Below are 25,642 nucleotides of genomic sequence, written 5' to 3'. Positions count from 1 at the left end.
CGTGGTCGTGACCGAGGAGATCGGGGTCCCCTCATGGGACCTCTACGAGTTGAGCATCCCTTGCACCGTCTTCGGGAAGCCGCAGCCTGATCTGGCCGACCCCTGGTACGACCTGCGGTTGTGCGGAACCGGAGAGCGGCCGCAGGACGGCGCACCGGCCGACACCGCGCTCGCGCTGCGGACCCGCTACGGGCTCGACGACCTTGTGGGTGCCGACACGGTCATCGTGCCCTCGGTGCCCGACGCCTGCGTCGACGAGGGTAGGCCGCTGCCACTGGCGCTGATCACGGCCCTGCGCCGCGCCTACGACGCAGGTGCCCGCATGGTCTCCCTGTGCACCGGCGCCTTCGCACTGGCCGAGGCGGGGCTGCTCGACGGACGTCGGGCCACCGCCCACTGGATGCACACCGCTCAACTGGCCGAGCGTTACCCGAAAGTACAAGTCGACGACTCGGTGCTGTACGTGGACGACGGTGATGTGCTCACCAGCGCCGGGCTGACCGCTGGACTCGACCTCTGCCTCCATCTGGTGCGCCGCGACCTCGGCGCGCACGTCGCCAACCAGCTGGCGCGCCGGATGGTGGTGCCCGCCCACCGGCCGGGCGGCCAGGCGCAGTTCATCGAGCTGTCCGTGCCGACCACCGACGACAAGGGCCTGGGCCCCGTACTGGACTGGGCCCGGAACCACCTGGACCAACCGCTGACGGTCGAAGGCCTGGCGCAGCAGGCCGCGATGAGCCCCCGGACGTTCTACCGGCGGCTTCAGGCAGCCACCGGGACAACTCCACTTCAGTGGCTGCTCAACCAGCGCCTGGGACGGGCGCAGATCCTGCTGGAATCGACAGATCTCCCGGTCGAGAAGGTCGGGGAGCTGAGTGGACTCGGCACGGCCAACAACTTGCGCCACCACTTCCTCAAACAGATCGGAGTATCGCCGAGCGACTACCGACGGGCCTTTCCCCGGACGATCTAACGCCCCGGTGAGGGCGAGGGAGGCGCCAGGAAGAGCCGTCACTCGCCCTCGCGCGAGTCCGCTCCTTCCAGGACTCGCCGGGTGCCGCTGAACAGCGGGAGACAGGGGCCAGCACCACAAACCCGATCCTCGGCCTACGCCACTTCCGGCATCCATCGCGGTGCCGGTCCGGGCGTCACCGCAGGAGGGGTCCGAAGATGTCTCGGGCCAGGGTGGTCGCCGCCTTCTGGTCGAGGATCGTGGCGGTCAGGGTCGGGTGCGCGGTGATCCAGGCTCGGGCGCTGTCGGGGGAGGTGAAGAAGTTGATCGTGGTGCAGCAGGTGTCGATGGAGCGGCCCGGCGCATCGGAAGCGGCGTACACCACGACAGCGTCCGCGGGGGTGAACAGGGCCTCGGTCTCATTCACCGCCGCGTATACGGGCCGGCCCGTGTGCGGGTCGATCGAGGCGATGCTGGTGTCGGCGTCCAGCATCGCCGCCATCCCCAGCGCGTCGATGGCGCACATCGCGTAGACGGTGACGTCGCCGAGGCGCACCACGTGATCGGTGGGCGTCGGTGAGAAGGGGTACGCGGCCACCAGATCTCCGCCGTCGACCGCGATGAGATCGGTCTCGGCCAGCCTCGCCAGCGCCTCTGCGGGATCCAGGCCGAAGGGCGCCGCGACCGCCGCGAGTTCCGCCGCTGAGGGGGCGGCTCCCGTGGCGGCGAAGTGGCGCAGGATGTGCCGGTACACCTCGCGCAGCCCGTCCGGCAGGTCGGCGGCGCGATACGGGCGGTCGGCGCGGACCGGACCGCCATCGCCGCCGCCTACGCCTACGCCGACGACGCCAATGACGGCATGCCGCAGGGCCGCGCGGATCGCTTCGGCCGTCGGTACGTCGAGGCGGCACGACTGTGCTTCGCCCGCGCTGGCGCGCATCACGTCCACGCCGTCCACCAGCACCGAAGGGGACGGGTGGTCCCCGACCTTCTCGACGACCGTCAGGGGCAGTCCCAGCTCGGCGAGGCAGGCGCGCAGAAGGTCCCGGGTGGGGGCGAGGTTCGGGCAGTCCGGCACGGAAAGAAGTTCAACGATCATGTTCTAACGCTGCACCCTGGAGCGCGCTTCAGGGTCAAGCCGGGCCGCCTGCCACACTGGGTTCATGCGCATCGGAGAGGTGGCCGCCGCGTCCGGCGTGACGGTGGAGACGCTGCGGTATTACGAACGACGCGGGTTGCTCACCGCGCCCGCCCGGCTGAGTTCCGGATACCGCCAGTACGATCCGGGCGCGGTTCACGCGGTCCGCTTCGTCAAGCACGCTCAGGACCTCGGCTTCACCCTGACCGACATCCACAGCCTGCTGCGCCTGGCGGAAGGCGGCCCGGACAACTGTGAAGACGTGCGCGATCTCGCCCAGGTGAAGATCGACGAGGTGACCGCCAAGGTCGACCGGCTCACGGCGATCCGCAGCGCGCTTGAGCAACTGGTCAGCACCTGCGACCTGCCCAGGACGGACCGGGTGTGCCCGATCCTGGCCGACATGGACCCGGCGGGCCGAACGGTGCGCTGATCAGAGCTCGTGGGCTCTTGCGTGGCGGGGCTCGTAGAGACCGAGGTCGCCGCCACCGGGCAGCTTCAGAACGGTCATCAGGCCCCAGCCCTCGTCACTGACCGGCTGCGTGAACTGCACGCCCTTCGCGGTCAGCTCCTCGACAGTGGCCTTGACGTCGTCGCACATCAGGAAGAACTCGTGCGCCTCGCGACCCTCGGTGGGGTGCACGGCGACCTCGGCCGGCGGCAGCTTGAAGATCAGCCACCCGTCGCCCGCGTCGATGTGCGGATACCCGAGCACATCACGGAAGAACGCTCGGTCCGCTTCCGCGTTCCGGCTGTAGATCACCACGTGAGCACCATTGATCATGCGGCACACCTTAATGACAACAGGCTGAGGTCCCCCGGGGCGCGCCCGAACCGGCGCGCGGGCAAGATGGCTGGGCTAGGACAGGCAGGGAGGCAGCATGACAGCGGGTGCTTACCCGGCGGACACCCCGCCGTCCTGGACGGAGTTGTTCGACGCGAATTCTCCCGAGGTCCGGCAACTGGCGCGGGACGCGCGGAGCGTCGTACGTGCGGCGATCCCCGACGCCGCTGAGGAGGTCGACGGCGCGGCCAGGATGATCGGCTACACGTGCCTGCCGGGCACGTACAAGGGCCTCGGGCTCTGACCCCGGCATGAATGCCGGACGACGTGCGTCCGGCAATCGGTTTTTGCCGGTCCAGACACCCCCTACGCCCGGCGGAAGCTCAGCGTTTCGCCGAGCGCGCCCGCGCGCCACAGGTCCTGGCAGGCCTCCGCCATGCGGTCCAGGCCGTCGACGACCGTGCCCCAGACGATGCCGGGGACCCAGCCCATGTCGCCGTTGAGCAGCAGGTTGTTGCGTTCGTAGAAGAGAGCGAGGTCTACGACGCCCTGGCCGGCCCGGAGTGCGGGTTTGGGGCCGTAGCCGTGGGAGGACGTGCCCAACTGGGTGTCGGAGAAGGCGAAGTAGCACAGGTCGCCGGGGATGGGCGTGACGGTGGGGTTCTCCAGGGGCGGCTCCTGCGCGGCGAAGGGCGGAACCAGGGCGTAGATCTCGTTGCGGGCGTACTTCGCGTGGTAGACGTCCCCGCCCAGCGGCAGCGCCTGCCACACCGCCTCGCAGGTGACGGGGGCCAGGTCGTCCAGGAGTTTCGCCGTGCAGCTCACACCGCGCTTGTCGAGCGATACGTCCACGAATCGGTCGGTCATGCCCCCATGGTCCCCATGGCCTTCACATGGTCAAGACCGCATCACCCTGATAACGGGCTTGAATTGACCGGCATACCTCGGCCGGAGTCGGGTAGCGGCGCGCCCATGCCTTCACCACCAGGGAACCACTCAGCAAAGACGACTAGACATCCCATAGCCCGCCGCTCCCTCCTGCTCGGCACCGCCGCGCTGGGCGTCGCGGGGGCGCTCGGAGCGGCGGGTTGCAGCAGGAGTCCGTCGGGGGACACGCTCGCCCGGCTGAAATCGCAGGGAACCGTCCGGCTCGGGATCGCCGGCGAGGCGCCGTACGGGTACATCGACGACCAGGGCGCCTTCACCGGCGAGGCGGTGGAACTCGCCAAGGTGATCTTCAAGCGGCTGGGCGTGCCCGATGTGCAGCCCTCGCCGACCGATTTCTCGTCCTTGATACCGGGCCTGCAGTCGCAGCAGTTCGATGTGGTCTCCGCCGGGATGTACATCAACAAGGAACGCTGCGCGCAGGTGCTCTTCGCGGATCCCGAGTACCAGATGCTGGACTCGTTCATCGTGCGCAAGGGCAACCCGAAGAACCTCACGTCGTACCAGGACGTGGTGAAGGCCGACGCCAAGATGGCCACCGGCGCCGGCTACGCCGAGATCGAGTACGCCGTCGAGGCCGGCGTCCCTCGCGAGGAGATCGCGATCTACCAGGACCCGGTGGCGGGCCTGAACGCCGTGGAGTCCGGCCGCGTAGACGTCTTCGCGGGCACCGCGCTCACCGGCCGCGGCGTGGTGAAGAAGAGCACCAGGGCCGAGGCCACCAAGCCGTTCGCTCCGCTCGTGGACGGCAAGAAGAAGGCGGACGGCGGCGGTTTCGCGTTCCGCCTCGGCGACGGCGATCTGCGTGACGCCTTCAACGTGGAGATCCACAAGATGAAGAAGAGTGGCGAACTCTTCCGGATCCTCCAGCCGTTCGGCTTCACCAAGGCCGAAATGACCACGATGACCGCAGAGGAGCTGTGCAAATGACAGCCGGACTGTGGACCAACTGGATTCTCCCCGGGATCTGGATCACCATTCAGCTCACCGTGTACAGCGCCGCCCTGGCCACCGCCGTGGCCTTCGGTATCGGCATGGCCCGCACGCACCGCTCGCGCCTCGTCCGCTTCCTGGCGGGCTTCTACACCGAGGTCTTCCGCGGCACGTCCGCCCTGGTGCTGATGTTCTGGCTGTTCTTCGTGATGCCGGGCCTCCTCGGCTGGGCGCTCGTCCCCATGTGGGCGGCCGTCCTCGCGCTGGGACTGTCCTACGGGGCGTACGGCGCCGAGGTCGTGCGCGGCGCGCTGAACTCGGTGACCCCGGCGCAGCGTGAGGCGGGCGTCGCGCTCAGCTTCACCCCCTGGCAGCGGATGCGGCTGATCATGCTGCCGCAGGCGGTGCCCGAGATGATCCCGCCGTTCAACAACCTGCTGATCGAGCTGCTCAAGGGCACCGCCCTGGTGTCGCTGCTCGGCGTGGCGGACACGTCGTTCTCCGCTTACCTGGTGCGCCTGGCCACCCAGGAGAGCGTCGAGATCTACACGGTGACCCTGCTGATCTACTTCGTGCTCGCCTTCGTCCTCACCCGGGGCATGCGGGCGCTGGAGCGCAAGTCCAAGGCCGGTATCGGGATCACCGTCGGAGGGACGCGATGAACAACTGGGACTGGTCCGCCGTCGCGGACTTCATGCCGGCGTTCTGGGACGGCGTGCTCGTCACGCTCCAGGTCCTGGTGCTCGGCTCACTGATGTCGTTCACGCTCGGGCTCGTGTGGGCGATCGGCTACCGCGGGCCGCGCTGGGTCCGCTGGCCGGTGAACATCGTCACCGAGTTCATCCGCAACACCCCGCTGCTGGTGCAGCTGTTCTTCTTCTTCTTCGTGCTGCCGGAGTTCGGCGTGCAGTACTCGGCGCTGACCACGGGCACCCTCGCGATCGGGCTGCACTACTCGACGTACACCGCGCAGGTCTACCGGGCCGGCATCGACGCCGTACCAATCGGGCAGTGGGAAGCCGCCACGGCGCTCAGCCTGCCCGTCTCCCGTACCTGGTTCGCGGTGATCCTGCCGCAGGCGATCCGGCGGATCGTGCCCGCGCTGGGCAACTACGTGATCTCGATGCTGAAGGACACTCCGCTGCTCATCGCCATCGGCGTACTGGAGATGCTCCAGCAAGCCCGGCTGGCGAGCGCGCAGACGTTCCAGTACGCCGAGCCGCTGACCGTCGTCGGTGTCGCCTTCATCCTCATCGCCTACCCGGCCTCTCTTCTCATGCGAACCCTGGAGCGTCGTCTTGTCCGCTGACACCCCGTCCCAGTCCCAGTCCGGTGAGTCCCAGTCCGGTGAGCTGATCCGCTTCGACAACGTCACCAAGCGGTTCGGCGACAACACGGTCCTCGACAACCTCTGCTTTTCGGTGCAGCCGGGCAAGCACGTGACCCTGATCGGTCCTTCGGGGTCCGGGAAGACGACGATCCTGCGGCTGCTGATGACGCTGGTGAAGCCCGACGAGGGCACGATCCATGTCAACGGCGGCCGGCTGTTCCCGGCGGACGAGAAGGAGGTCCGCGAGGTCCGCAAGAACATCGGCATGGTGTTCCAGCAGTTCAACCTCTTCCCCAACATGAGCGTCCTGCGCAATGTCACCGAGGCCCCGGTCCGGGTGCTGGGCATGTCGAAAGACGAGGCCGCCGAGCGCGCCAAGGGCCTGCTGGACCTGGTCGGTCTCGGCGACAAGCAGGACGCCAAGCCGAACCAGCTCTCCGGCGGGCAGCAGCAGCGGGTGGCCATCGCGCGGGCCCTGGCGATGCGGCCGCAGGTGCTGCTGCTGGACGAGGTGACGTCGGCGCTGGACCCGGAGCTGGTGGCCGGGGTCCTCGACGTACTGCGCGACATCGCCCGTACGACCGACATCACCATGCTCTGCGTGACCCACGAGATGAACTTCGCCCGGGACATCTCGGACGATGTCCTGATGTTCGACGAGGGCCGGGTCATCGAGTCCGGGTCGCCAGAAAAGATCTTCAGCGATCCGGTTCACGACCGTACTCGCGAGTTCCTCGGCGCGGTGCTCTGAGACGACGCTGAGACGGTTCAGAGAGGGTTCATGACGGCTCGGAGAGACGCTGATCCGCCAGGATCATGACTGCGGCATATGCCACAGTCGCGCGCCCCAGCGCACAGGACTGGGGCGCGCCGTCAATCTCGTCAACACCTTTCCCGCAAGCGGCTCTTGGCGGCTATCGTGGAACAGATGCAAGCGGTCACAACCTGGTAGGGGGAAACCGTGGCACTGAAGCCGGAGCCGACGGCGCCGTTCCACTCGGTGCAGTACGCCCTGCGTGTGCTGGAGACGGTCTCCAAGCACGCGAGCGGGGTGACCGACGTACAGATAGCCCGCGAGACAGGTCTTCCGCCCGCCCATCTGACCTCGCTGCTGTTCATGCTGCGCCGCGAGGGTTACGTCGAGCAGGTCACGGACGGGTCGTACAACGTCGGCGACTCGCTCATCCTGCTCGGTTCCGGGGCGACCCGGCGCGAGGCGCTCCAGGCGAAGCTCCGGCAGACGCTCCACCAGCTGCGCGACTCGGTCGGGGCGGCGGTCTACATCAGCCGGTACATCGACGGCGAGATCCGGATCACGCGGGTCGCCGACGGTCCGCTGACACCGGCGGTCAACGAGTGGGTGGACTTCAGGTCCGCGGGTCACGCGAGCGCGATCGGCAAGTGCCTGCTGACCCAGCTCGACCAGAACGGGCGCCGCGACCATCTCTCACGCCACAAGACCGCACGGCTCACCTCGAAGACGATCACCAACGAGCGGGTCCTCTTCTCCACGCTGGACAGTCAGCCGGCCACGGTGCCGGTGCTCGACCTCCAGGAGTACGCCGTGGGCACCGTGTGCGCGGCCGTGCCGCTGACCGCCGGGTCGGCGGTGGGCTGCCTGGCGCTGTCCCTGCCCGTCGAGCACGCCCACCGGCTGCGCGCGGCGGCGGACACCCTGAACCGGCGGGCGGCGCCGGTGGCGCTGTCGCTGGCCCTGTGAGCGGCGGGTCCGGGGCCTGTGCGGGGCCGGACCGGGGCTGGTGCGGGGCACCCCTTCGGACCAGGTACTATTTACGAGTCAAGCGCCGCTAGCTCAGTTGGTTAGAGCAGCTGACTCTTAATCAGCGGGTCCGGGGTTCGAGTCCCTGGCGGCGCACCTGACGAAAAGACCCTCGTGGAAGCGAGGGTCTTTTCGCGCGTCACAGGCGCCGGAATCAGAACCTGACGTCCGAGCAGGCGTAGAACGCGTTGGTGGTGTCCGCCACACTCCAGACGGCGAGGATGATGTGCCGCCCGGTCTTCTGGGTCGGCATCGCGCCCTGGTGGGTCAGGGTGGCGGGCGGCTGCTGACCGCCGTACGGAACGGTCATGAACGGCTGCGATTCCAGGGCCGCGCGGGTGAGCGGCTTGCTGGAGTCCCAGCCGTTCTTGGTGATGTAGTACCGGAAGTCGGTCGTCCGGTACCGGGCGGTGAACTGCCACCGGAAGCCGTACCCCTGCCCCGCGGACACCGAGGTGGCGGGCCAGCCGGTGCCTCCCCGCGGGTCGTCGAGCTGGGCGAATCCTCCGTTGCCGCCGGCACAGATCTTGCCGTCGGCCGGTCCGGAGGCGGGGAAACCCTTGGGACCCTCGACGCTCTGGGGTTCGTACTGGATGTTCCCGCAGCCGGTCACCGTGCCGTTGGCACAGAGCTTCTGCCGGCTGATCGGGGAGTCGGTGTAGCCGTGGCTGGTTGCACTGCCGGTGCCGAGGAAGGACACACCGGCGACTGCGAGGCCGACCAGAGCTGCTCCTGCCTTCTTTCGCATGCTTGGCTCCAGGAGAACGTGGGGGAAGTTCTGTGAGCTGTGCTGCGCGCGCGATCTGCGGTCTAGACCAAGTTCCAATGTATGGACGAGAGTTGGCCATGTCGAGGGGTCCAGACCAATCACGAAAGAAGTTTTCCCTACGCACCCTTACGAGCTCCTACGCTCCCTTTACGCCACCTTCGCCCGCCACCTCCGCCCGCCACCTCCGCGCCGCCGGGCTGCCTTCACACCTCCCCCACGCGTCCGGTGTAGAAGGCCACCGTCAGGTCCTTGACGAGTGTCTGGCGCTCGCAGTCGTCCAGCTCCACGAGCCCGCGCGTGGTCAGGCGGGTCACCGTGTCGTCCACCGCGTCCACCACCGACGTCAGGACGCTGTCCCGGTGCTGCGCGTCGAGCGCCGCGACCCGCGTGCGCTGCATCGCCGCCGCGAGCTCCGGTGCGTACTCGATCCGTGTCGGCTGGGCCGAGAACACATCGATGCCGACCGGGGCGGCCTCCGCCGCCAGCATCCGGGTCAGCGCGTCGCCGACCGCCTCCGCGTCGCGCAGCGTCGGCGTCTCGTCGTGGAACGCGTCGGCCGGCAGCTGGGAGAGCACCCGGGCCATCGCGGCCTCGACCTGTTCGCGCAGGTACGTCGTGTGGTCCTCGACGGCGAGCATCGCCCGTGCGGTGTCCCTGATCCGCCACACCACCAGGACGACGACCCGCAGCGCCACGCCGTTGGCGTCGACGGCGGACAGCGGCTCACTGCGCCAGTGCCGAAGCCGTACGTCGACGCGCCGGCGCAGCAGCAGCGGGCTCACCCACACCAGGCCGCAGCGCCGCACGCTCCCCCGGTAGTCGCCGCACAGCGAGAGCACCCACGCGTACCCGACCCGCCCGCGGGCCAGGCCGCCGTACGCGAAGACCATCACCGTCACCAGCAGGGCAAGCAGCGCCCAGATCCAGAGCGGAATGCCGTTGTACGGGCGCGGGGGCAGCCCCAGCATGTCGGCGGCCGGGGCCGGCACGGCCCCCGTCCACCAGACCAGACCCACGCCCACCGCGAGCGCCGCCGTTCCGACGGCGAGGGCCGCCCAGCCGGGCAGCACCGGGCCGGGCCGTTCGGCGAGCCGCGGGTCGGCGGGCGCGGCCGGACGCGCGGACCGTACCCGCACGGGGCGGGACGCCACGGCGGGCGGCCGCAGGGCGGCCCGCCTGCGGACACGAGGCTGATCACCGGCTCCCGGCGTGCGCCCGAGGACGGCGGCACCCGGCGGGAGCGTCAGGGCGGTGGGGCCGGTGTCGTCGCGGAAGAGGAGGTGCACCGGGATCTCGGTGGTGGACTCGTTCCTGATGACGGGCGCCCGCCGGTCGACGTCCTCCGCCACCCCGAATGCCCCGTTCCGGCGTACGCCCAACTGGGCGGCCACGGGCACCCCGACGACGAACTCGCGCGCCGCCGGCTCGCGAAACGCCGACCAGAGGGCCGACATGGCCGACCCGAGCGCCGACCCGAGCGCCGATCCGAGTGGCGCCCCAGAGGCCGACTCGGCCGCCGCCTCCGGCCCGCCGGGCTCGGCCCCTCCGAGTACCGGCACGGGCCTACCGGGCCCGAACCGGCCGGGCTCCGACTCGCCTGACCTGGTTTCACCTGACACCGACTCCTCGGGCCCGAACTCCTCGGGCCCGAACTCGCCGGGTGCGGGCTTGCCGGGCGCGGGCTTGCCGGGCGGCGGCTCGGAGGGAGCCGTCTCGCGGGTCACCGCGGGCCCGCCGGATGCGAGCCCGGCAGGTGCCGACTCCTGGGAGGTCGGCTCCTGGGACGCCGGCTCGATGGGAGCGGGGAACGGGTCGTGAGGGGTGGCGGTTTCGGGTGCGGGTGGGATGGGAGCTTCGGGTGCGGTGGGGGCGGATTCGCCGGGGTTGGGGTGGTCGGCTTTGGCGAGAGCCGGGGCGGGCGCCTCAGGGGCTGACGCCTCTGGGGCGGGCGCCTCCGGGGAGGGGTCCGCCGGGGTCGGGGTCGTTGAAGTGGTTGATGTCATCGGTGCCTCCGTCATGGCCTCCGTCAAGCGAAGAGCCGCTGCCAGGTCCGTGGGCCGGGGTAGCCGTCGGCCGCCGTGCCGCGCCAGCCCTGGGCCCGCTGGAACGCTTCGACGTTGCGCCGGTCCGCCTCGCTCCAGCGCGGGCCCGGCCCCGACGCGTAGTGCTTGCCGAAGCCCTTCTTCACCAGTTGCTTGCCGAGCTTGTGTACGTACGAGTTGGACTGCCCGGGTCTGAAGTGCTCCCGGCCGGGGAACGCGGTGCCGGCCGGGCTGCCTGTACCGCCTCCGCTGCCGCCGCCGCCCTGGATGTCCTTGCCCTGGTTGCGGACGAGCAGCTGCCATGTCCGCGATCCCGGCAGCCCGTCCGCGTCCGGGCCACGCCAGCCCTGGGCGCGCTGGAACGCCTGGGTGGCGCGGCGGTCCGCGTCGCCCCAGCGCGGGCCGGGGCCCTCGCGGTAGTACCGCTTGGCGCCCCGGCCGACGAGCATCCGCCCGAGCCGGGTGACGTGCGCGTTGTCCGCCCCTGGCCCGAAGGACCTCGCTCCCGGGTACACCGTCGCACCGGGCGTACCGGGCGATCCACCCGCGCTGATCGCCTTGTAGCGGTAGGCGATGTAGCGCCCCGAGTTGCTCCAGTACGCGTACGGCGTCGCCTGGGCGCGGGTCTGCGGGCGGGCTTGCTCGTAGGCGACGAAGTGGGTGCGCGCCGGGGTCGTCCAGTCGCCGAAGATCGTGACGTGCGAGTTCTTCACGGGGGCGGCCGGATTGTGGAAGAGCAGCATGTCGCCGGGCTGCAGCTCGTCCTTGGTGATGCGCACCCCGTACTCGGCGAGGCTCCCCGTCCATTCGTTGCCCGCGAGGTTCCAGGCCATCGAGACGAAGCCGGAGCAGTCCTGCCGGTACCCGTCCGACCAGTACTTCTCCATGCTGTACGGAACCTTCGCGTCCACCCAGCGCCTCGCCCGGTCGATGATGTCGGCCCTGGTCGTGGTGCGCAGGGGCGGCGTGGCGGACGGGCTCGGGCCGCCGTGCAGCGGGCCGACGCCGCCCTGCGGTGTCGCCGGCTCCGGGTCGCGGTCGGCCCCGGTCCTGGCGGGCGCGTGCCCGGGGGCGGTGCCCGCCAGGACCGGGGCCGCCCCCGCCGCCGAGGACCACGCCCGCGGCGGTGGCCAGCACCAGCGCACGGCGGGCTCCGCGCGCCCCGGGGTGCCCGCCGCACACCACCGGCAGGCCGGACACCGCCGCCCGGCGTTCCTTCACGCAGCCCGCGCAGCCGCAGTCGGCCGCGGGCTCGAACTCCTCGAACACCGGCATCGTCATGCGTTCCCCTCCCGTGGTTGTGATGAGGTCGGTGAGGTGAGGTCTGTGCTGTGCTGTGCTGTGCTGTGCTGTGCTGTGCTGTGCTCAGGTGACAGTGTTTCAACTGTCCGGACATCATGCATGTTGACTGTCCAAATGGTAATTTATCGGACAGTACGCGGCGTGGCCGGTCGAAGCACCCACGCCTGTCGGGTAAAGTTCACCGGGTCAGCAGGCGCCGCTAGCTCAGTTGGTTAGAGCAGCTGACTCTTAATCAGCGGGTCCGGGGTTCGAGTCCCTGGCGGCGCACGCATCACCGAAGCCCCCTCACCGAAAGTGAGGGGGCTTCGGTACTTTCCGGACATCGGCAACGCAGCGGGCAGCAGCGACGTCGAGGGGGCCACCCGACCCAGGTGGCCCCCTCTCCCCGTACGGCGCTGCTGCTACTCCGCGTTACGGGCCAGCTCGAGCGCGTACTCCGGGTACCACTCGCCGGCCTTCGGGCCGCCCTTGCAGTCGCCGTCCGACTCGCCGGGACGCTTGATCCACAGGTACGCGTCGACCAGCTCGTCGCCGGTCTTGGTGGTCGGCTTCTCACCGAGCGCGCGGCCCGGCGGATTGCACCAGTTCTCCTTGGGGTCGCCCTCGGTGTACGCACCCTTGCCGTTGCGGCTGGTGTCGATGACGAAGGGCTTGTTGCCGACCTTCACCGAGAGCGTCTTGCCGAACTCCTTGCTCACCTCGGTGGTCTGGAAGTTGGAGACGTTCGCCGAGAAGCCGTCCGCGTCCGCGATGCCCGCCCGCTGGAGCGGCTCGAAGAGCGAATCGGGCGACTTCCAGCCCGCGTTCCCCGCGTCCAGGTACACCTTGGCCTTCGGCAGCTGCTTCAGCCGCTTGATGGCGCCCTTGAGGAGGTCGTACCGCTCCGCGTGGAACTCCTCCGGCGCGCAGCCGTCGACGAGGTGGAGCACCGCGTCCGGCTCCAGGATCACGGTCGCCGGGCGGTCGCCGATGCCCTTGGCGATGCCCTCGACCCAGGCCCGGTAGGCGTTGCCGTCGGCGGCGCCGCCCTTCGAGAACTGCCCGCAGTCGCGGTGCGGAATGTTGTAGAGGACGAGCAGTGCGTCACGGTCGGCCCGCTCGGCCGCCTCCGTGTACCCCTTGGTCTGCGCCTCGGCGTTCTCCGCGGCGAGCCACTCGCCGGTCGGCTGCTCGGCGATCTTCCTGATCAGGGCGGCCTTCTCGTCGTCGCCCTCATCGGCGTACGCCGCGACCTGCTTGGCGGCGGTGCCTTCCGGATTGACCCAGTACGGGTCGCTGCCCTTCGGCTGCTGCCTCATCTGCGGCTGCTCGGTCTCGCCGCCGCCACCACCGCCGGAACCCGAACAGCCCGCCACCAGCAGCGCGGCCCCGACAGCCCCCACCACGGACATCCGGATCCGACTTCGCTCACGGCCGCTGCAACTGCCGTACATGCAATCCCCCTTGGCAACACCCATGTGTGATGAGGCCCCCGGCCGCAGCCGCGCCCCTCCCCGGACACAACTGGTCCAAACCATCCTGGCACACCGGTCCCCCTTACAGGGGGCGTGGGCTTCGGGTCCGCCGGACAGGCCCTGGGGGCCTGTTGACAGTGTTCGGCCAGGCTGGGACTCTCGGCATGACAACTCCACACATCGAGGCGACGGTGAGCAGGAACCCGGTGCGATTCCGGGACGGTCCCGCCACTGTGACCATGGGAAGGCCCCGCACGACGGGGCGCCCGTACGGAAGTCAGGAACTGACCCGTCGTCCTCCTGCCATGGGGCGTGGAAACCCCAGAAGGAGGCCCACCGGTATGTCCCTGCACACCGCGCAGCACACCGACACCGCGTCGGTCGCGTCCGCCGCGACCAGCACCCGCGACTGGTTGATCATGGCTGCGGCCGCGATCGTGGCACTGATCGCTCTCTACGCGGTCTTCATGGACAACGGCACGGTCGTCGCCGCGACCGGCGACTACCTGCACGAGTTCTCGCACGACGGCCGGCACCTCTTCGGTGCCCCCTGCCACTGATCGGGGCCGTACGTCCATGTCTGTTTCCGTACTCCCCCTGCTCGGACGCGGCCTCGCGGCGGGCGGGGTGGCCGGCCTTGCCGCCGGGCTCTTCTCGCTGCTCCTCGCCGAGCCCCTGATGGACCGCGCGATCCGCCTCGAAGAGGCGCGTTCCGCCGAGGCGCACGCGCATGAGGCGGCCGGGGCGGCCGTCGCACATCACGAGGAACTGTTCTCCCGCTCCACCCAGCACGCCGGTCTGGTGGTGACGGCGGTGATCGCCGGTCTCGCCCTCGGTATCCTCTTCGCCCTCGCGTACGCGCTGGTGCACCGGCGCTCCGGGCTCGGCGAACGGCCGTGGCAGCGCGCCATGGGCTTCGCCGCGGCCGCCTTCCTGGCGGTCTCACTACTGCCGGGGCTGCGCTACCCGGCCAACCCGCCGGGCGTCGGCGACGCCGGGACGGTCGAGAACCGGCAGGCGCTGTGGCTGGCCTCCGTCGTCATCGGCGTGCTGGGGATGATGCTGGCCCGGCAGGTGTACGTACGCCTTGCCGACCGATCGCTGCCGCTGCGCCAGATCGCGGTGGGCGGTGCCGTGGTGGCGACGCTCGTGGTGCTGTTCGCGCTGCCGGGGAATCCGGACGAGGTGCCGGTGGCGGCGACGCTGCTGTGGGACTTCCGGATGCTGTCGGTCGCTTCCCAGGCGTTGCTCTGGGCGGTGTTCGGGGTGGTGTTCGGCGGGCTTGGCCTGCGGGCGGCGCGGCGGGCGCGGGCCGGTGCGGGTGCGAGTGCCGGTGCGGGTGCGGGTGCGGGTGCGGGTGCGGTGGGGGCGCCTGCGGCGGGCTAGGGCCTGTCCGGTGGATCAGGGTCGGGCAGGTCGCGGCGTCTGGTGCGGTGCATCGCAAGGCACCGGAGCGCCCTGATAGCGGAGCTATTCGGGTGTTTCGGCAACGCCGCGAGGCGCCGCACCAGACGCCGCGGCCCCGGCGATGATCCGCCGGACAGGCCCTAGTCCCCTACCCGCCCCTTCCCACAACCGGGGCTCCGCCCCGGACCCCGGTCCTCAAACGCCGGACAGGCTGGGGGTTTCGGCGCCCCCGGCGGGGATGTCGGCGGGCCCAGCGGCGGACGGACCTGACTGCGGGGGCAGTTCGTTCGTCAGGTAGGCCGAGACCACGACGTTCGCCGTGTAGGTCTTCGCCTTCTTGTCGTACGTGCCCCCGCAGGTGATCAGCCGCAGCTCCGCCCGGTCCTTCTGGCGCGGCCCGTATACCTTCTGCGGGTCGAAGCGTTCGCGGGTGAAGACCTGGACGTCGTCGATGGTGAACTCCAGACGTTCCCCGCCGGCCCCCGTCACCCGTACCTTCTGGCCGGGGCGGGTGGAGCTCAGGCCGTAGAACACGGCCGGTTTGCTCTCCGTGTCGACGTGGCCGACGAGCAGGGCGACTCCCGCCGCCCCCGGCCTGGTGCCGCTGCCGTACCAGCCGACCGTGGCGGGACGGCTGTAGGGCGGCGGATCCACGGCGCCCGATGTGTCGAGGCCCCGGGCGATCACGGGGGCCGCGACCCCTATGGCCGGGACGTCGACGCGCTGCGGCGACGCGCCCGCGAGCGGGGCGTGCGCCGGCGGTAGCGGTACGCCCTGGGGGCGGCCCACCGCGGCCACGTCTCCGGTGGTCGGCGCCGAACTGCCGCCGGGGCCCTCCGGCAGGTTCCGGCCCCACAGCCACAGCCCGAGCACCACCAGTGCCCAGGCAACGCCCGTCATCAGCCTGCCGTTGCCGGCCGGCCGGTCCTCGGCGGACATGTCAGTCCGAGTCCGTGCGACGGCGGCGTACGCTCCGGTAGGCCACGGCGACCGCCGCGACACCCGCCAGTACGAGACCGATCACGGTGTGCGGGGTCCCCGGCCCGTCCTCCTCGGCCGCCGCCATCTGCGCCGTACCACCGCCACCCGCGCGCACCGGCGCCGTGGGCGTCGGGTGGTGGGTCGGCTTGTTGTGGTGGATGACGGTCACCGTGCCGCTGGCCTTGCCGCGGCCGTTCTTGCACTTGACCCAGATCTCGTAGTCCTTTGCCTTCGCGTCCGAGCGGATGTGGGCCTGCGCGAAGAGACCGCCGTCGGCGGCGGGGTTGAAGTACGCGGGCGAGGAGAACGCGTCCGAGGTGCCGGTGGCCTGGTCGCCCCGGCAGACGTGGACCCGCAGATCCACCTCCCCGCCCGGCGCGATGGCGCTCGGGGTGACGGTGAGCCGTCCCTCGTATCCGTAGTCGTTGTCGGCGTGCGCGCCGGCAGCGGGCGCGATGACCGCTGCCGCCGCCACACCGGCACACAGAGCGAGCTGAAGTGAGCGCATAGTAAACCTCCTGGTACTCCGAAGATTCACCGTCACGCTCTTTTTCGCATCCCCAGCGGCGTGTCGCTGCGCCGTACGGGCGCATCTACGCGCCAGTGCGCTTCAGCCCCTCTCGCACTCGGCCGTACGCACCTGCGTCCCGTGTGCCCCCACGGTCTGTGCTCACTTCTGTAAGCTGGTGTGCATGACGGAGACCACTTACTCGATCGTCGAAGCCCGCGCCCGGCTCGGTGCCATCGCCCGCCAGGTCAGCGCTACCCGCGAGCAGGTTGCCATCACCGACCACGGACACACCATCGCGATACTGGTCAGCCCCGCCGACGCCCTGGAGCTTCAGGAGATGCGGGCACTGGCCGCCTACCGTGCGCGGCAAGGCCGCGGCGAGTCGGCCGGCGTGCCGCACGACGAAGCGTTCCGCCGCATCTTCGGCGGAGACGAGGCATGACGTATCAGGTCATCTGGGAGCCCGAGGCCCTCGCCCAAGTGGAGCAGTTCGCCAAGGACGACCCGCAGGGGGTGCGGCAGGTCTTCACAGCAGTCGACCATCTCGCTGACGATCCCCGGCCCGAGGGCGCGTTCGGCAGCACCGACCTGCTACGGATCCATATCGGGATCTACCGCGTCCTGTACGAGATCAGCGACCAGCAGGTCCGCATCAGCGTGATCCACCTCGGCCGCCTGCGCTGAGCATCGCCGAAGGGGCGGATCTCCGACAGCACGGAAGCGGCCCTCTCGATGGCGCTGGGCACGTGCACCCGCGAGGACATCGACACCACCACGGCCAGGCGATTTCTCCGACGGGACCCTCAGCACACGACCTGGTTCGAGGTCGCGGCTTCCCCCGTTCGCCCGTCTGCACGCCGACGGCAGGGCCTGGGGGCACGGGCGCAGCACCCGGCCGCCGCCCACCGGGTAGGCAGCGGTGCGGTGGGGCGTCAGATACGGTCGACCAGGTCGGCGATCGAATCGACGACGGTGGACGGGCGGAACGGGTAGCGGTCGACGTCCGCCGGGCGCGTGAGGCCGGTCAGGACCAGGAACGTCTCCAGGCCCGCCAGGACATCCGTGTCCATCCGGTCGCCGATCATCGCGCTGGTCTCGGAGTGCGCGCCGATGGCGTTGAGTCCGGTCCGCATCATCAGCGGGTTCGGCTTGCCCGCGAAGTACGGGTCCTTGCCGGTCGCCTTGGTGATCAGCGCCGCCACGGCCCCGGTGGCGGGCAGTGGGCCCTCCCTGCTCGGCCCGGTCTCGTCCGGGTTGGCGCAGATGAAGCGGGACCGGCGTTGACGCAACAAGGGCCCCCGTGAAGCGGGCTTGGGTTCTAGGAGTTGTCGCGTACGGGGGCCTCTCCGTGCCTACTTCACAGCGTCCTCGACGGCCTTGAAGATGTCCGCGTCGGTCTCCTTCTGCCAGTCCGGGAGATCTTGCCAGTCCGCCACGTAGCCGGGCTTTGGCCCCTCGAAGTGTTTGAACATCTGAGCCGTCCAGCATGTCGCGACGAAGCGGCTCTTCTGCTCTCGCGACAGCCGGGCGGCGTTGCCGGCGCTCAGGGCGAGGAACTGGGCGACCTGTTCGTACACGGCGCCTGCGGCCGTGCGCTCCCACTCGGGAGTGTCCTCCCACGGGGTGACGTACCCGGCCTTCGGCTCGCCAGGGAAGTGCTTCCTCACCCCAGCGATCCATGCCTCACGGAAGATCCGTGCGCCCTTGCTCTCGGACATGCCATCAGGGTGCCGATCTCGGCGTTCAGGCCTCGGAGTCTAGGGGCGACGTACCCCGACTTGGACATGCGGGCCACAGTCCAATGGCCTCGCTTGCGTACCGGATGACCTGTTCCCCGTCCCTGCGCTTCGCGCCGATCGCGGCAAGATCAGCTAGTACCGCGCCCCGGCGCCGGAATGAGTGCCCGGCGGCAAGCGGCTCCTGGTCGACATGCCCGGCCGCTCGAGAACCCCGCATCCTTACGGAATCCGCGAAGCCGGGCACCCAGCGCCTCTCGTGCTTCTTGTGCTTGGTTGCTCACTGATGGGTCAGGGCTTGTACTCGGCGTGTGGAATGGCGATGGCCCAGAGAAGGTCGCGCAGGTGGATGCACTCGGCCACGGCGTCAGAGTCCTCGACGACTTCCGCCCCGAGCACTCGGCCTTCGGGGTCGAAGTGGCCCACGGCGAGAAGACGATCGTCGTACAGCCACCAGTCGTTCCCCTGCGCGGGGAAGGTGACGCCTTCGGGCAGCATGTGCCGCGGCAGCCAGCGGATGTCCTCGCCAGTCTCGATGTTGAGATGAGTAAGCGAGTACTCCCAGGTGACGTACCGGCTGTGCGGCTCGGTGACCACGCGAACGCGACGGATTGTCTTGCCTTCGCCCGTGACGCGCTTCATCAGCGCCTTCCAGTCGTCGAGCCAGGCGTAGTCGTCGGACTCACCCCTCTGCCAGCGGGCATACGGCGTGTTCTCGACGGGCGACCCGTAGTCGTCCCTCAGCTCCAGGTGGAAGGCGTCTCGTTCGAACTGGTTGAACAGCTCGTCACGCTGCGCGGGAGTGATCAGGTCCACTGTCTTCCTCCAGTAGGGCCGTGATCGAGGACTTGGGGACCTCGATGCAGGTCTCATAGTCGGGCATGCGCATCTGGCTCAGGGCTTCAGCGTCGTGCATCTCCGGGCCCTGCAGGACGCACGTTCCCTGTTCGGTGACGAGCATGATCGGGGCGTCGAACTTCTTGATCTCGCGGGACCCTTGGCCGTCCTTGGTCAAGTGCTCGAACAGCTCGGTCGGCACCTCGATGACCGTCTGTCCCGCCGGCACGTCGAGCTGCAGGAGCAAGTCGTTCGCGTACACCCTCCAACCTTGGATGACGTAGGTGTCCTGGTCACTGGCGTACAGGGTGGGGCTGTCTCCTGGGGTGGAGTTCTTACCGAGGAACCGTAGCTGCATGGCTCGTCTCCCATCCGCTGCCTTGCGCCGGATTGCGCGACAGACGATGTTCGCGAGGTCGTTCGCGGCCGTCAATCGGCTTGCTGCAAACTCGCGCAATCTGCTTGGGACTTGCGCCTCCTCCGCTCTACGTTCGTCAACGAACCCGAGCAACCGAGGAACCCGCCACTCAGGCGCTACCGAGGGGAGATGTGTGGTGTCCACCGTGAGCCAGGAAACCGGCACAGGCGTCGATACTCCCGTTGACGTGGAGCTGATCTCAGAGTCCATCGACCTCGCTTCGGAGATGGGGTTGAGCACGCCGACTCGCGAGGCCATCGACACCAGGACAGCTGAACTCGTCGGTCACCTGAACCTTCTCCTCGGCGAGGATCTGGGAACGGCCGACCCCGAGGTCAGGGAGCTGTTCCGCCAGGGGTACCGGCTGCTGGACCTCAAGACGCGCCCCTCACAGTCCACCCCGAGCTTCTCCGCGTTCTCCTACATGGGCGCCGTGACCCAGTTGACGGGACGGCTGCTGTGGATCTACGTCGACAGGGCCGGGGCTGATGACTCGTGAGTCCCAAGGCGCAACAGGTCGCTTACGTCCTGGCGCTCCTCGCCGTGATGGCCGCTCTGGCGGTCGCCATCGCGACGAGCCCGAACGCCGAGACCGGCGCTCGCTCGGCTGGCGTCAGTGGGTCCTTCAGGGCCTCATAATCACCGCCACTTCGGCGTTAGGCGTCGCGTACTACTGCGACACCACCGCTCGATGATCTTCCGCCCCCGAGTGTCCACCGCACCGGCTCCCCGCATGTGCACCAACCTCGGGGGCGGAGATAAAACGCCCACCCCGGCCAGCCGTTCCCCCGAAGAAGCACAGGTCGGGCCTGGGTGGGTCAGCTGGTGCAGTGCACCATCACTCTGACCAAGAGGAGACCGCACAATGAGCACAGCCACTCTCACCCGCACCCGCGACCCCCGCGAGCTGCTGAACGCCCTCGCCTCCCGCGTGCCACAGCTCATTACCGGCGACGAGCCGACGATCTGGGACCGCGAGATCGCCCTCCTCACCCGCGACAACCCGATCATGACGACCGCCACGGCCGAGCGCCTCCTCGAGCAGGCCGTTGCCTACATGATCACCGCCATGGAGCGGCCCGGCGTCGACATGGGCGTTGGCTACACGGTCGACCAGGCCGTACACGCGATCATCCTCGACACGCCGCTCATGTTCGCCTTCTGTGACGTACAACGGCGGCGTATACAAGCACCACGCCCCTCTGATCCGGCGGCGCTGCGACGGCCTGGTCATGGCTACCGCGCGGCTCCTCGCGGACAACGGCTTCACGGTCGACGGGGAGCTGTGGGCCAAGGACGAGGCCACGTGCTCGCCCTGCGACAGCAAGGTGCCCGACAGCCACTGAGCCGGCGCACCGGTAAAGTGCCTGCCCCCGCCCGGCCCTTCCCGTAGCGCAATGCCGGGAAGCTTGGCTTGATCATCTCGTGTGCGGGCGCTGGATGCAGCGAAGCTCCTGTAGAACGAGCGATCTACCACGATCGACTTGTTCGGAACAGGAGCTTCGTTGTCTGGGGAGTCTGGCATAGAGGGGTCGTCGCGTGCGAGCGCGGGACAGACGGGGCAGCTGGGTGTGTTGCGCCAGGTTGTGACACGGCGGATGGTCACGGATGTGCTGGCGGCTTCCGGCCGCGGGGACCGGCGTAGTGACGGCAAACTCTGCGCGGTGACGTGTGTGTTCTTCGTGCTCGCGTTGACGCTGTTCCCGAGAGACGGCTACCGGTCGGTGCTGTCGAAGCTGGCCGGTGGGACGGCGCGGCTGGCCGCGCGGGGCCAGCTGGTCTCCTCCTCGGCGCTGCGGCAGCGCCGCGTCACGCTGGGCCCGGAGCCGTTCCGGTTACTGTTCGAGCGGATCGCCGGGCCGGTCGGCACGGTCGCGATGCCGGGGGTGTTCTGGCGGGGGCTTCGGCTGGCCTCGGTGGACGGCACGTTTCTCGAGGTCGCCGACACCGCGGTGAACGCGGTGTTCGGCCGGACCCGCAATCAGCGGCGGATCGCCGCGTTCCCCCAGGTCCGCCTGGTCGCGCTGATCGAGTGCGGGACCCGGGCGCTGCTCGGGGTGGCGTTCGACATCCGCCGGGTCTGTGAGCAGGACCTGACACGGCGCCTGCTGGACCGGATGCGCCCCGGGATGCTGGTCCTGGCCGACCGGGGATTCCCGGGCTGGCTGCTGTGGGTCGATGCCGCCGCCGGCGGGGCGGATCTGTTGTGGCGGATCTCGGCGGCGGTGCGGCTGGTCCCCGACGAGGTCCTGCCCGACGGCTCCTGGCTCGCGACCCGGCACGCGCACAAGAACATCACGAAAGCCCTGGCGGGGCGGCCCCGGTCGGTACGGATCCGGGTGATCGAGATGGTGGTCGTCATCGAGGCCGCCGACGGGTCACGACGCCATGAGCCCTACCGGCTCATCACCACCTTGCTCGACCCTGCGGCCTTCCCCGCCGGTGAACTGGCCGCACTGTATTCCCAGCGGTGGGAATCCGAGCTCGAATTCCGGGACTTGAAGATCACTCAGCGCGGGGCACGCGCCGTCCTGAGATCGAAGACACCCGCGCTGGTCAACCAGGAGATCTGGGCGTATCTCGTCACCCACCAGGCGATCCGCCGCACGATCAGTTCCACCGCCGCCGGCCACGGGCTCGATGCCGACCGGCTCTCCTTCACTGTCGCCCTGACCGTCGCCCGGGACACCGTGATCCGCACCACGGCGCGGATCGGCACCCACCTCGCCGAGATGACCACGTCGCTGCTGGCGAACCTGCGATCGGCCGAGCGACGCCTGCGGGTCTGCCCCCGGACCGTGAAACGCCCCAGCTCCATCTTCCCCTCGAAACCCGCCGGGCCGGCCAGCCGCAGCACAAAAATCACCGGATACGGGATCGAAATCATCCCACTCGACACAACCCCGCCGACCACCGCGGAGCCCGACAGCCACACGAGATGATCAAGCCAAGCTTCCCGGCATTGTCCCGTAGCGGGGGCAGGCGCATTCCCCAACAGCACTACCAAGGAACTGAGTTGCCAGTACCTCACGACATCCCGGCAGAGCGTGAACTCTGGAATGCCTTCGCCACGAGCGCGCTCAAGGACCCCTCGAACACCGACCCCGTCTTCCGCTGGACCCAGTACAAGGGGCACGGACCAGGACCCGAACTCCTCGGCTCGCCCAACAGCGTGCTGGAAATCGGCTGCGGGACCGGCAGAGCACTGGCCCACCTTGGGCAGCAGGGGGTGAAGACGAGGGGCGTGGACCTCTCCCCCGTCGCAATCGAGCACAACACCCAGCGGTGGGGTCCCCTGGGGTGCGAGTTCGTGTGCGCGGAAGTCCTGGAGTACCTCACCGCGGATGAGGCGACCTACGACGCCGTGTACTCGAATTTCGGCGCCGCCTGGTTCACCGATCCGTCCCGCCTCTTCCCCCTGGTGGCCGCATGCCTGAACCCCGGCGGCCGGTTCGTGTTCTCCCAGCCCCCAGCGATCCCCGGTGCCTACGGCCCGCAGGGCATGTATAAGGGCGGCTTCGCCGGTCGGAAAATGTTCACCTACCGGTACAGCTATAAGCCCGAGGTCTGGGTGCGCCACCTGACCCGCGCCGGATTCCGGGACGCCGAGGTGCGCATCCTCGACGCCCCGACTCCAGACCACATCGAGACCCTGATCGCCACGGCGGCAGTCGCCGACTAACCCGCTGGCCTGCTGGCGTCGGCTCGCTTCGTCGGCCCCCTTGCGGGCGGCGAGGCCGGTGCTCGCGGCCGTCTCTGGCGTAAACCGGTCACTGATTAACGGACACCCATAACGGTCCAGGGCGGGACGATCGGCGTCCGTCCGAGTGCTGTTCGGTATGGCATGATCGGCAAGCCGAGTCACTTCATATGGCAGGAGTTCGCACCCATGGCAGAGCGCAAGCCCATCGAATCGTGGCTCACCGACATGGACGGCGTGCTCATGCACGAGGGCGTGCCCATCCCTGGCGCAGACGCCTTCCTGAAGAAGCTGCGCGAGTCCGGCAAGCCCTTCCTGGTCCTGACGAACAACTCGATCTACACCGCGCGGGACCTTCACGCCCGACTGACGCGCATCGGCCTGGACGTGCCGGTCGAGAATATCTGGACGTCCGCCCTGGCGACTGCGAAGTTCTTGGACAACCAGCACCCCGGCGGGACCGCCTACGTCATTGGCGAGGCCGGGCTGACCACGGCTCTGCACGACATCGGGTACATCCTCACCGACCACGAACCCGATTTCGTGATCTTGGGCGAAACGCGGACCTACTCCTTCGAGGCCATGACGAAGGCCGTTCGCCTGATCAACAACGGCGCTCGGTTCATCGCGACCAACCCCGACGAGACCGGCCCGTCCGCCGAGGGTGCGCTTCCGGCTACTGGCGCGGTGGCCGCGCTGATCACGAAGGCGACCGGCAAGAAGCCTTACTTCGTGGGCAAGCCCAACCCGCTGATGATGCGTACGGGCCTGAACACGATCGGGGCGCACTCGGAGTCCTCGGCCATGATCGGCGATCGGATGGACACCGACGTGCTCGCCGGGCTGGAAGCCGGCATGGAAACCTTCCTGGTGCTCACGGGGCTGACGGGCCGAGGTGACATCGACCGCTACCCGTACCGCCCGACCACGGTCGTGGACTCGATCGCGGACCTCGTCGACCGCGTTTGATCTGGGCGAACGCTGGGGGCGAACGTTGGGGGCGCCGGACCACACCGTCCGAGCGCCCCCCAATTGCCGGTCGGTCTAATCAGCTCGCGGTGACCTTCACCCCGTCGATCACCCAGTACCAGTTGTTGGACCCCGTGTAGCGGAAGCGGAAGCTGACGCTGGTGGCGCCGGCGGGGACGTTCAGGGTCACGGACTGGGGCTGCGAGATCACGTCCGAGGTGTACGTCTTGACCGCGACCGGCGTGGCGCCGTTCCAGGAGGCGAAGATCTCGGCCTTCTGGCTGCCTTCCTGGCGGTAGAGCGTGGTGAAGTCGAGCTTCGCGGTGGCCTTGCCGCCCACGGAGTACGCCGGGGTGACGAGCGTCGAGTCGTACGTACCGGAGAAGGACTTGTCGGCCCACTCGTCGGAGTCGGCGACCGCGAAGACGCCCCGCGAGCGGACGTTGAGCTCGCGGGACTGGTCGCGTTGGGTGCGGCTCCAGAACTCGTCGGTGGCGAAGGACCAGCCGCGCCACTCGGTCATGCCGCCGGTGCCCATCGCCGAGTTGATGACCGACCAGCCGCTGGGCGCGGTGTGTGTGAAGCCGAGGACTTCGGCGGGGATGCCGGTCTCGTCGACGCGGCCCGAGAGGGAGGAGTTCAGAGCGTCGAAGGGGTCCGACGAGCGCTCCTGGATCGGCTTGCCGTCCAGGCGCCAGGCCGGGTCGGGGTTGATGCCGAGTTGCTTGAAGACGGTGGCCGCCACGTCGACGAGGCGGGTGTCGACGGGGCGTGCGCCGGCCGCTATGCCGGGACCCTGGGCGAGGACGAACGTACGCCGCTCCTCGATGGAGCTGCCGCCGTGGCCGCCCGCGTCGACGTGGCCGTGGTCGGTGGTGACGATGACGGTCCAGCGCTCGGTGGAGTAGGACGGGCGGGCCTTGATGGCGGCGAGCAGGCGCCCGACGTAGGCGTCCTGGACGTCGATCGCTTCGAGGTAGTTCGGGCTGGCGGCGCCGGAGTTGTGGCCGACGATGTCGGTCTGGCCGAAGTAGACGAAGAGCACGTCCGGGTTCTGGTTGCGCAGGATCGACTCGGTGTCGGCGGCGATGGTGGCGTCGTGGCCGGTGTAACCGTCGGCGTCGCCGTCGAGTACGAGCTTGGCGTCGGCGCCGGGGGTGACCGTCCCCTGGGCGTCCAGCGGCTTCCAGTCGACCGCGGCGTACGTGGACAGCTCCGGACGCACCTGGGCGAGGCGGGCCAGGAAGCCCGGATACGTGGCGTAGTTCTTGCCGGCGAAGGAGTTGTCCTTGACGCCGTGCTTGTCGGGCCAGACGCCGGTGGAGATCGTCGACCAGCCGGGGCCCGAGGAGGTGGCGGCCATCGGGTTGGCGTACAGCAGCGAGGTGCCGTATGTGCCGTTCGCCATCAGGGACTTGAGGTGCGGGGCCTTGGCCGCGGTGATGCGGTCGTGGCGCAGGCCGTCCATGCCGACGACGAGCACCTTGTCCATGCTGGTGCCGTTCGGGAGGGTGGGTGCGGCGGCGTGGGCGGGGGCGGCGGCCAGGGGGACGGCGACGACGGTGGCCGCGGCGGCGGTACCGGCGAGCACGGAGCGGCGGGAGATTCCTCGGGACACGTGATCCTCCAACGGAAGCGGGGGCTGGGGCGGGGG

Annotated in this window: 30 protein-coding genes, 2 tRNA genes, 1 pseudogene and 1 riboswitch; of the genes and pseudogenes, 19 read left to right on the top strand and 14 right to left on the bottom strand. The window is 69.4% G+C overall.

Annotated elements, in window-relative coordinates:
* Position 1: 1 nt before the first annotated feature.
* Positions 2-973: a GlxA family transcriptional regulator gene (locus ACU6WZ_RS18670; protein WP_447034123.1), complete on the top strand. Its 972-nt coding sequence runs from the start codon at positions 2-4 to the stop codon at positions 971-973.
* Between the two features lie 175 nt (positions 974-1,148).
* On the opposite strand, the gene ACU6WZ_RS18665 is transcribed toward ACU6WZ_RS18670, so the two are convergent.
* A complete protein-coding gene (locus tag ACU6WZ_RS18665) occupies positions 1,149-2,051 on the bottom strand; it encodes an alkylmercury lyase family protein (RefSeq protein WP_447029178.1) in 903 nt (300 codons plus the stop codon).
* Between the two features lie 64 nt (positions 2,052-2,115).
* Here ACU6WZ_RS18665 and ACU6WZ_RS18660 point away from each other — a divergent pair, with 64 nt between their 5' ends.
* On the top strand, positions 2,116-2,523 hold the full coding sequence (locus tag ACU6WZ_RS18660; RefSeq protein ID WP_447029177.1) for a heavy metal-responsive transcriptional regulator: 408 nt from the start codon (positions 2,116-2,118) through the stop codon (positions 2,521-2,523).
* Here ACU6WZ_RS18660 and ACU6WZ_RS18655 read toward each other — a convergent pair whose 3' ends face one another.
* Positions 2,524-2,874 (bottom strand): VOC family protein, encoded by a 351-nt coding sequence (locus ACU6WZ_RS18655; RefSeq protein ID WP_447029176.1) that lies wholly within the window; start codon positions 2,872-2,874, stop codon positions 2,524-2,526.
* 97 nt (positions 2,875-2,971) lie between these two features.
* On the opposite strand from ACU6WZ_RS18655, the gene ACU6WZ_RS18650 reads away from it, so the two are divergent.
* Positions 2,972-3,178 (top strand): hypothetical protein, encoded by a 207-nt coding sequence (locus ACU6WZ_RS18650; protein WP_447029175.1) that lies wholly within the window; start codon positions 2,972-2,974, stop codon positions 3,176-3,178.
* Positions 3,179-3,240: 62 nt separating this feature from the next.
* Here ACU6WZ_RS18650 and ACU6WZ_RS18645 read toward each other — a convergent pair whose 3' ends face one another.
* A complete protein-coding gene (locus ACU6WZ_RS18645) occupies positions 3,241-3,741 on the bottom strand; it encodes a DUF3830 family protein (RefSeq protein WP_447029174.1) in 501 nt (166 codons plus the stop codon).
* A 105-nt stretch (positions 3,742-3,846) separates the two neighbouring features.
* Between ACU6WZ_RS18645 and ehuB the strand changes: the two genes are divergently transcribed.
* The 6 genes from ehuB to ACU6WZ_RS18615 all read left to right on the top strand — a co-directional run bounded on the left by ehuB (position 3,847) and on the right by ACU6WZ_RS18615 (position 7,958).
* The gene (gene ehuB, locus ACU6WZ_RS18640; RefSeq protein WP_447029173.1) at positions 3,847-4,749 is read left to right on the top strand and encodes an ectoine/hydroxyectoine ABC transporter substrate-binding protein EhuB; all 903 of its coding nucleotides are present in this window, start codon (positions 3,847-3,849) and stop codon (positions 4,747-4,749) included.
* Entirely contained in the window at positions 4,746-5,414 is a 669-nt protein-coding gene (gene ehuC / locus ACU6WZ_RS18635) for an ectoine/hydroxyectoine ABC transporter permease subunit EhuC (RefSeq protein WP_447029172.1), read from the top strand. The genes ehuB and ehuC overlap by 4 nt, the downstream gene beginning before the upstream one ends.
* Positions 5,411-6,061 carry an ectoine/hydroxyectoine ABC transporter permease subunit EhuD gene (gene ehuD, locus ACU6WZ_RS18630; protein ID WP_447029170.1) on the top strand — a complete coding sequence of 217 codons (651 nt, stop codon included), beginning with the start codon at positions 5,411-5,413 and terminating at the stop codon, positions 6,059-6,061. Before ehuC ends, ehuD begins: the two co-directional genes overlap by 4 nt.
* Positions 6,051-6,833, top strand: coding sequence for an ectoine/hydroxyectoine ABC transporter ATP-binding protein EhuA (gene ehuA, locus ACU6WZ_RS18625; protein WP_447029169.1), 783 nt, complete (start codon positions 6,051-6,053; stop codon positions 6,831-6,833). The genes ehuD and ehuA overlap by 11 nt, the downstream gene beginning before the upstream one ends.
* A 210-nt stretch (positions 6,834-7,043) precedes the next feature.
* Positions 7,044-7,802 (top strand): IclR family transcriptional regulator, encoded by a 759-nt coding sequence (locus tag ACU6WZ_RS18620; RefSeq protein ID WP_447029168.1) that lies wholly within the window; start codon positions 7,044-7,046, stop codon positions 7,800-7,802.
* Between the two features lie 82 nt (positions 7,803-7,884).
* Positions 7,885-7,958 (top strand) — tRNA-Lys (locus tag ACU6WZ_RS18615).
* A 58-nt stretch (positions 7,959-8,016) separates the two neighbouring features.
* Here ACU6WZ_RS18615 and ACU6WZ_RS18610 read toward each other — a convergent pair.
* The 3 genes and pseudogenes from ACU6WZ_RS18610 to ACU6WZ_RS18600 form a co-directional block, all read right to left on the bottom strand.
* Positions 8,017-8,610, bottom strand: a complete 594-nt coding sequence (locus ACU6WZ_RS18610) for a lytic polysaccharide monooxygenase auxiliary activity family 9 protein (protein ID WP_447029167.1) — start codon at positions 8,608-8,610, stop codon at positions 8,017-8,019.
* 224 nt (positions 8,611-8,834) lie between these two features.
* Positions 8,835-10,634 carry an SPFH domain-containing protein gene (locus ACU6WZ_RS18605; RefSeq protein WP_447029165.1) on the bottom strand — a complete coding sequence of 600 codons (1,800 nt, stop codon included), beginning with the start codon at positions 10,632-10,634 and terminating at the stop codon, positions 8,835-8,837.
* Positions 10,635-10,657: 23 nt separating this feature from the next.
* Positions 10,658-11,954, bottom strand: a pseudogene (locus ACU6WZ_RS18600) (peptidoglycan-binding protein).
* Between the two features lie 214 nt (positions 11,955-12,168).
* Here ACU6WZ_RS18600 and ACU6WZ_RS18595 point away from each other — a divergent pair.
* Positions 12,169-12,242: transfer RNA gene (locus ACU6WZ_RS18595), tRNA-Lys, on the top strand.
* A gap of 134 nt (positions 12,243-12,376) precedes the next feature.
* Here the strand turns inward: ACU6WZ_RS18595 and ACU6WZ_RS18590 are convergent.
* A complete protein-coding gene (locus ACU6WZ_RS18590; RefSeq protein WP_447029164.1) occupies positions 12,377-13,408 on the bottom strand; it encodes a glycoside hydrolase family 6 protein in 1,032 nt (343 codons plus the stop codon).
* A 155-nt stretch (positions 13,409-13,563) separates the two neighbouring features.
* Positions 13,564-13,736, top strand: a riboswitch (cobalamin riboswitch).
* A 34-nt stretch (positions 13,737-13,770) separates the two neighbouring features.
* Here ACU6WZ_RS18590 and ACU6WZ_RS18585 point away from each other — a divergent pair.
* The gene (locus tag ACU6WZ_RS18585; RefSeq protein ID WP_447029163.1) at positions 13,771-13,989 is read left to right on the top strand and encodes a CbtB domain-containing protein; all 219 of its coding nucleotides are present in this window, start codon (positions 13,771-13,773) and stop codon (positions 13,987-13,989) included.
* Between the two features lie 16 nt (positions 13,990-14,005).
* Positions 14,006-14,815, top strand: a complete 810-nt coding sequence (locus ACU6WZ_RS18580) for a CbtA family protein (RefSeq protein WP_447029162.1) — start codon at positions 14,006-14,008, stop codon at positions 14,813-14,815.
* A gap of 216 nt (positions 14,816-15,031) precedes the next feature.
* On the opposite strand, the gene ACU6WZ_RS18575 is transcribed toward ACU6WZ_RS18580, so the two are convergent.
* Positions 15,032-15,775, bottom strand: coding sequence for a class F sortase (locus tag ACU6WZ_RS18575; RefSeq protein ID WP_447029160.1), 744 nt, complete (start codon positions 15,773-15,775; stop codon positions 15,032-15,034).
* Between the two features lies 1 nt (position 15,776).
* Entirely contained in the window at positions 15,777-16,325 is a 549-nt protein-coding gene (locus ACU6WZ_RS18570) for a hypothetical protein (protein WP_447029159.1), read from the bottom strand.
* A 184-nt stretch (positions 16,326-16,509) separates the two neighbouring features.
* On the opposite strand from ACU6WZ_RS18570, the gene ACU6WZ_RS18565 reads away from it, so the two are divergent.
* Positions 16,510-16,770: a type II toxin-antitoxin system Phd/YefM family antitoxin gene (locus tag ACU6WZ_RS18565; protein ID WP_447029158.1), complete on the top strand. Its 261-nt coding sequence runs from the start codon at positions 16,510-16,512 to the stop codon at positions 16,768-16,770.
* The gene (locus tag ACU6WZ_RS18560) at positions 16,767-17,012 is read left to right on the top strand and encodes a type II toxin-antitoxin system RelE family toxin (RefSeq protein WP_447029156.1); all 246 of its coding nucleotides are present in this window, start codon (positions 16,767-16,769) and stop codon (positions 17,010-17,012) included. Before ACU6WZ_RS18565 ends, ACU6WZ_RS18560 begins: the two co-directional genes overlap by 4 nt.
* Positions 17,013-17,260: 248 nt before the next feature.
* Here the strand turns inward: ACU6WZ_RS18560 and ACU6WZ_RS18555 are convergent, their stop codons facing one another.
* The 4 genes from ACU6WZ_RS18555 to ACU6WZ_RS18540 all read right to left on the bottom strand — a co-directional run bounded on the left by ACU6WZ_RS18555 (position 17,261) and on the right by ACU6WZ_RS18540 (position 19,259).
* Entirely contained in the window at positions 17,261-17,518 is a 258-nt protein-coding gene (locus ACU6WZ_RS18555) for an HAD hydrolase-like protein (protein WP_447034122.1), read from the bottom strand.
* A 162-nt stretch (positions 17,519-17,680) separates the two neighbouring features.
* Complete coding sequence (locus ACU6WZ_RS18550) at positions 17,681-18,046, bottom strand: hypothetical protein (protein WP_447029155.1); 366 nt, start codon at positions 18,044-18,046, stop codon at positions 17,681-17,683.
* A 309-nt stretch (positions 18,047-18,355) separates the two neighbouring features.
* Positions 18,356-18,880, bottom strand: coding sequence for a DUF6879 family protein (locus ACU6WZ_RS18545; protein WP_447029154.1), 525 nt, complete (start codon positions 18,878-18,880; stop codon positions 18,356-18,358).
* Positions 18,852-19,259: a hypothetical protein gene (locus ACU6WZ_RS18540; protein WP_447029153.1), complete on the bottom strand. Its 408-nt coding sequence runs from the start codon at positions 19,257-19,259 to the stop codon at positions 18,852-18,854. The genes ACU6WZ_RS18545 and ACU6WZ_RS18540 overlap by 29 nt, the downstream gene beginning before the upstream one ends.
* A gap of 205 nt (positions 19,260-19,464) precedes the next feature.
* On the opposite strand from ACU6WZ_RS18540, the gene ACU6WZ_RS18535 reads away from it, so the two are divergent.
* The 5 genes from ACU6WZ_RS18535 (at position 19,465) to ACU6WZ_RS18515 (ending at position 23,988) form a co-directional block, all read left to right on the top strand.
* Positions 19,465-19,818 carry a hypothetical protein gene (locus ACU6WZ_RS18535; RefSeq protein ID WP_447029152.1) on the top strand — a complete coding sequence of 118 codons (354 nt, stop codon included), beginning with the start codon at positions 19,465-19,467 and terminating at the stop codon, positions 19,816-19,818.
* A gap of 366 nt (positions 19,819-20,184) precedes the next feature.
* Positions 20,185-20,712: a glycine-rich domain-containing protein gene (locus ACU6WZ_RS18530; protein WP_447029151.1), complete on the top strand. Its 528-nt coding sequence runs from the start codon at positions 20,185-20,187 to the stop codon at positions 20,710-20,712.
* Positions 20,713-20,917: 205 nt separating this feature from the next.
* Positions 20,918-22,261 (top strand): IS4 family transposase, encoded by a 1,344-nt coding sequence (locus ACU6WZ_RS18525; protein ID WP_447028847.1) that lies wholly within the window; start codon positions 20,918-20,920, stop codon positions 22,259-22,261.
* A gap of 74 nt (positions 22,262-22,335) precedes the next feature.
* Positions 22,336-23,001: a class I SAM-dependent methyltransferase gene (locus tag ACU6WZ_RS18520; RefSeq protein ID WP_447029150.1), complete on the top strand. Its 666-nt coding sequence runs from the start codon at positions 22,336-22,338 to the stop codon at positions 22,999-23,001.
* 207 nt (positions 23,002-23,208) lie between these two features.
* A complete protein-coding gene (locus ACU6WZ_RS18515; protein WP_447029149.1) occupies positions 23,209-23,988 on the top strand; it encodes an HAD-IIA family hydrolase in 780 nt (259 codons plus the stop codon).
* A 79-nt stretch (positions 23,989-24,067) separates the two neighbouring features.
* On the opposite strand, the gene ACU6WZ_RS18510 is transcribed toward ACU6WZ_RS18515, so the two are convergent.
* Positions 24,068-25,606, bottom strand: coding sequence for an alkaline phosphatase family protein (locus tag ACU6WZ_RS18510; RefSeq protein WP_447029148.1), 1,539 nt, complete (start codon positions 25,604-25,606; stop codon positions 24,068-24,070).
* Positions 25,607-25,642 lie beyond the last annotated feature (36 nt).

It is taken from the genome of Streptomyces hypolithicus, from assembly GCF_052934925.1.
Note: the sequence above shows the minus strand (reverse complement) of the source record. Positions and strands in the feature narration are given on the sequence as shown.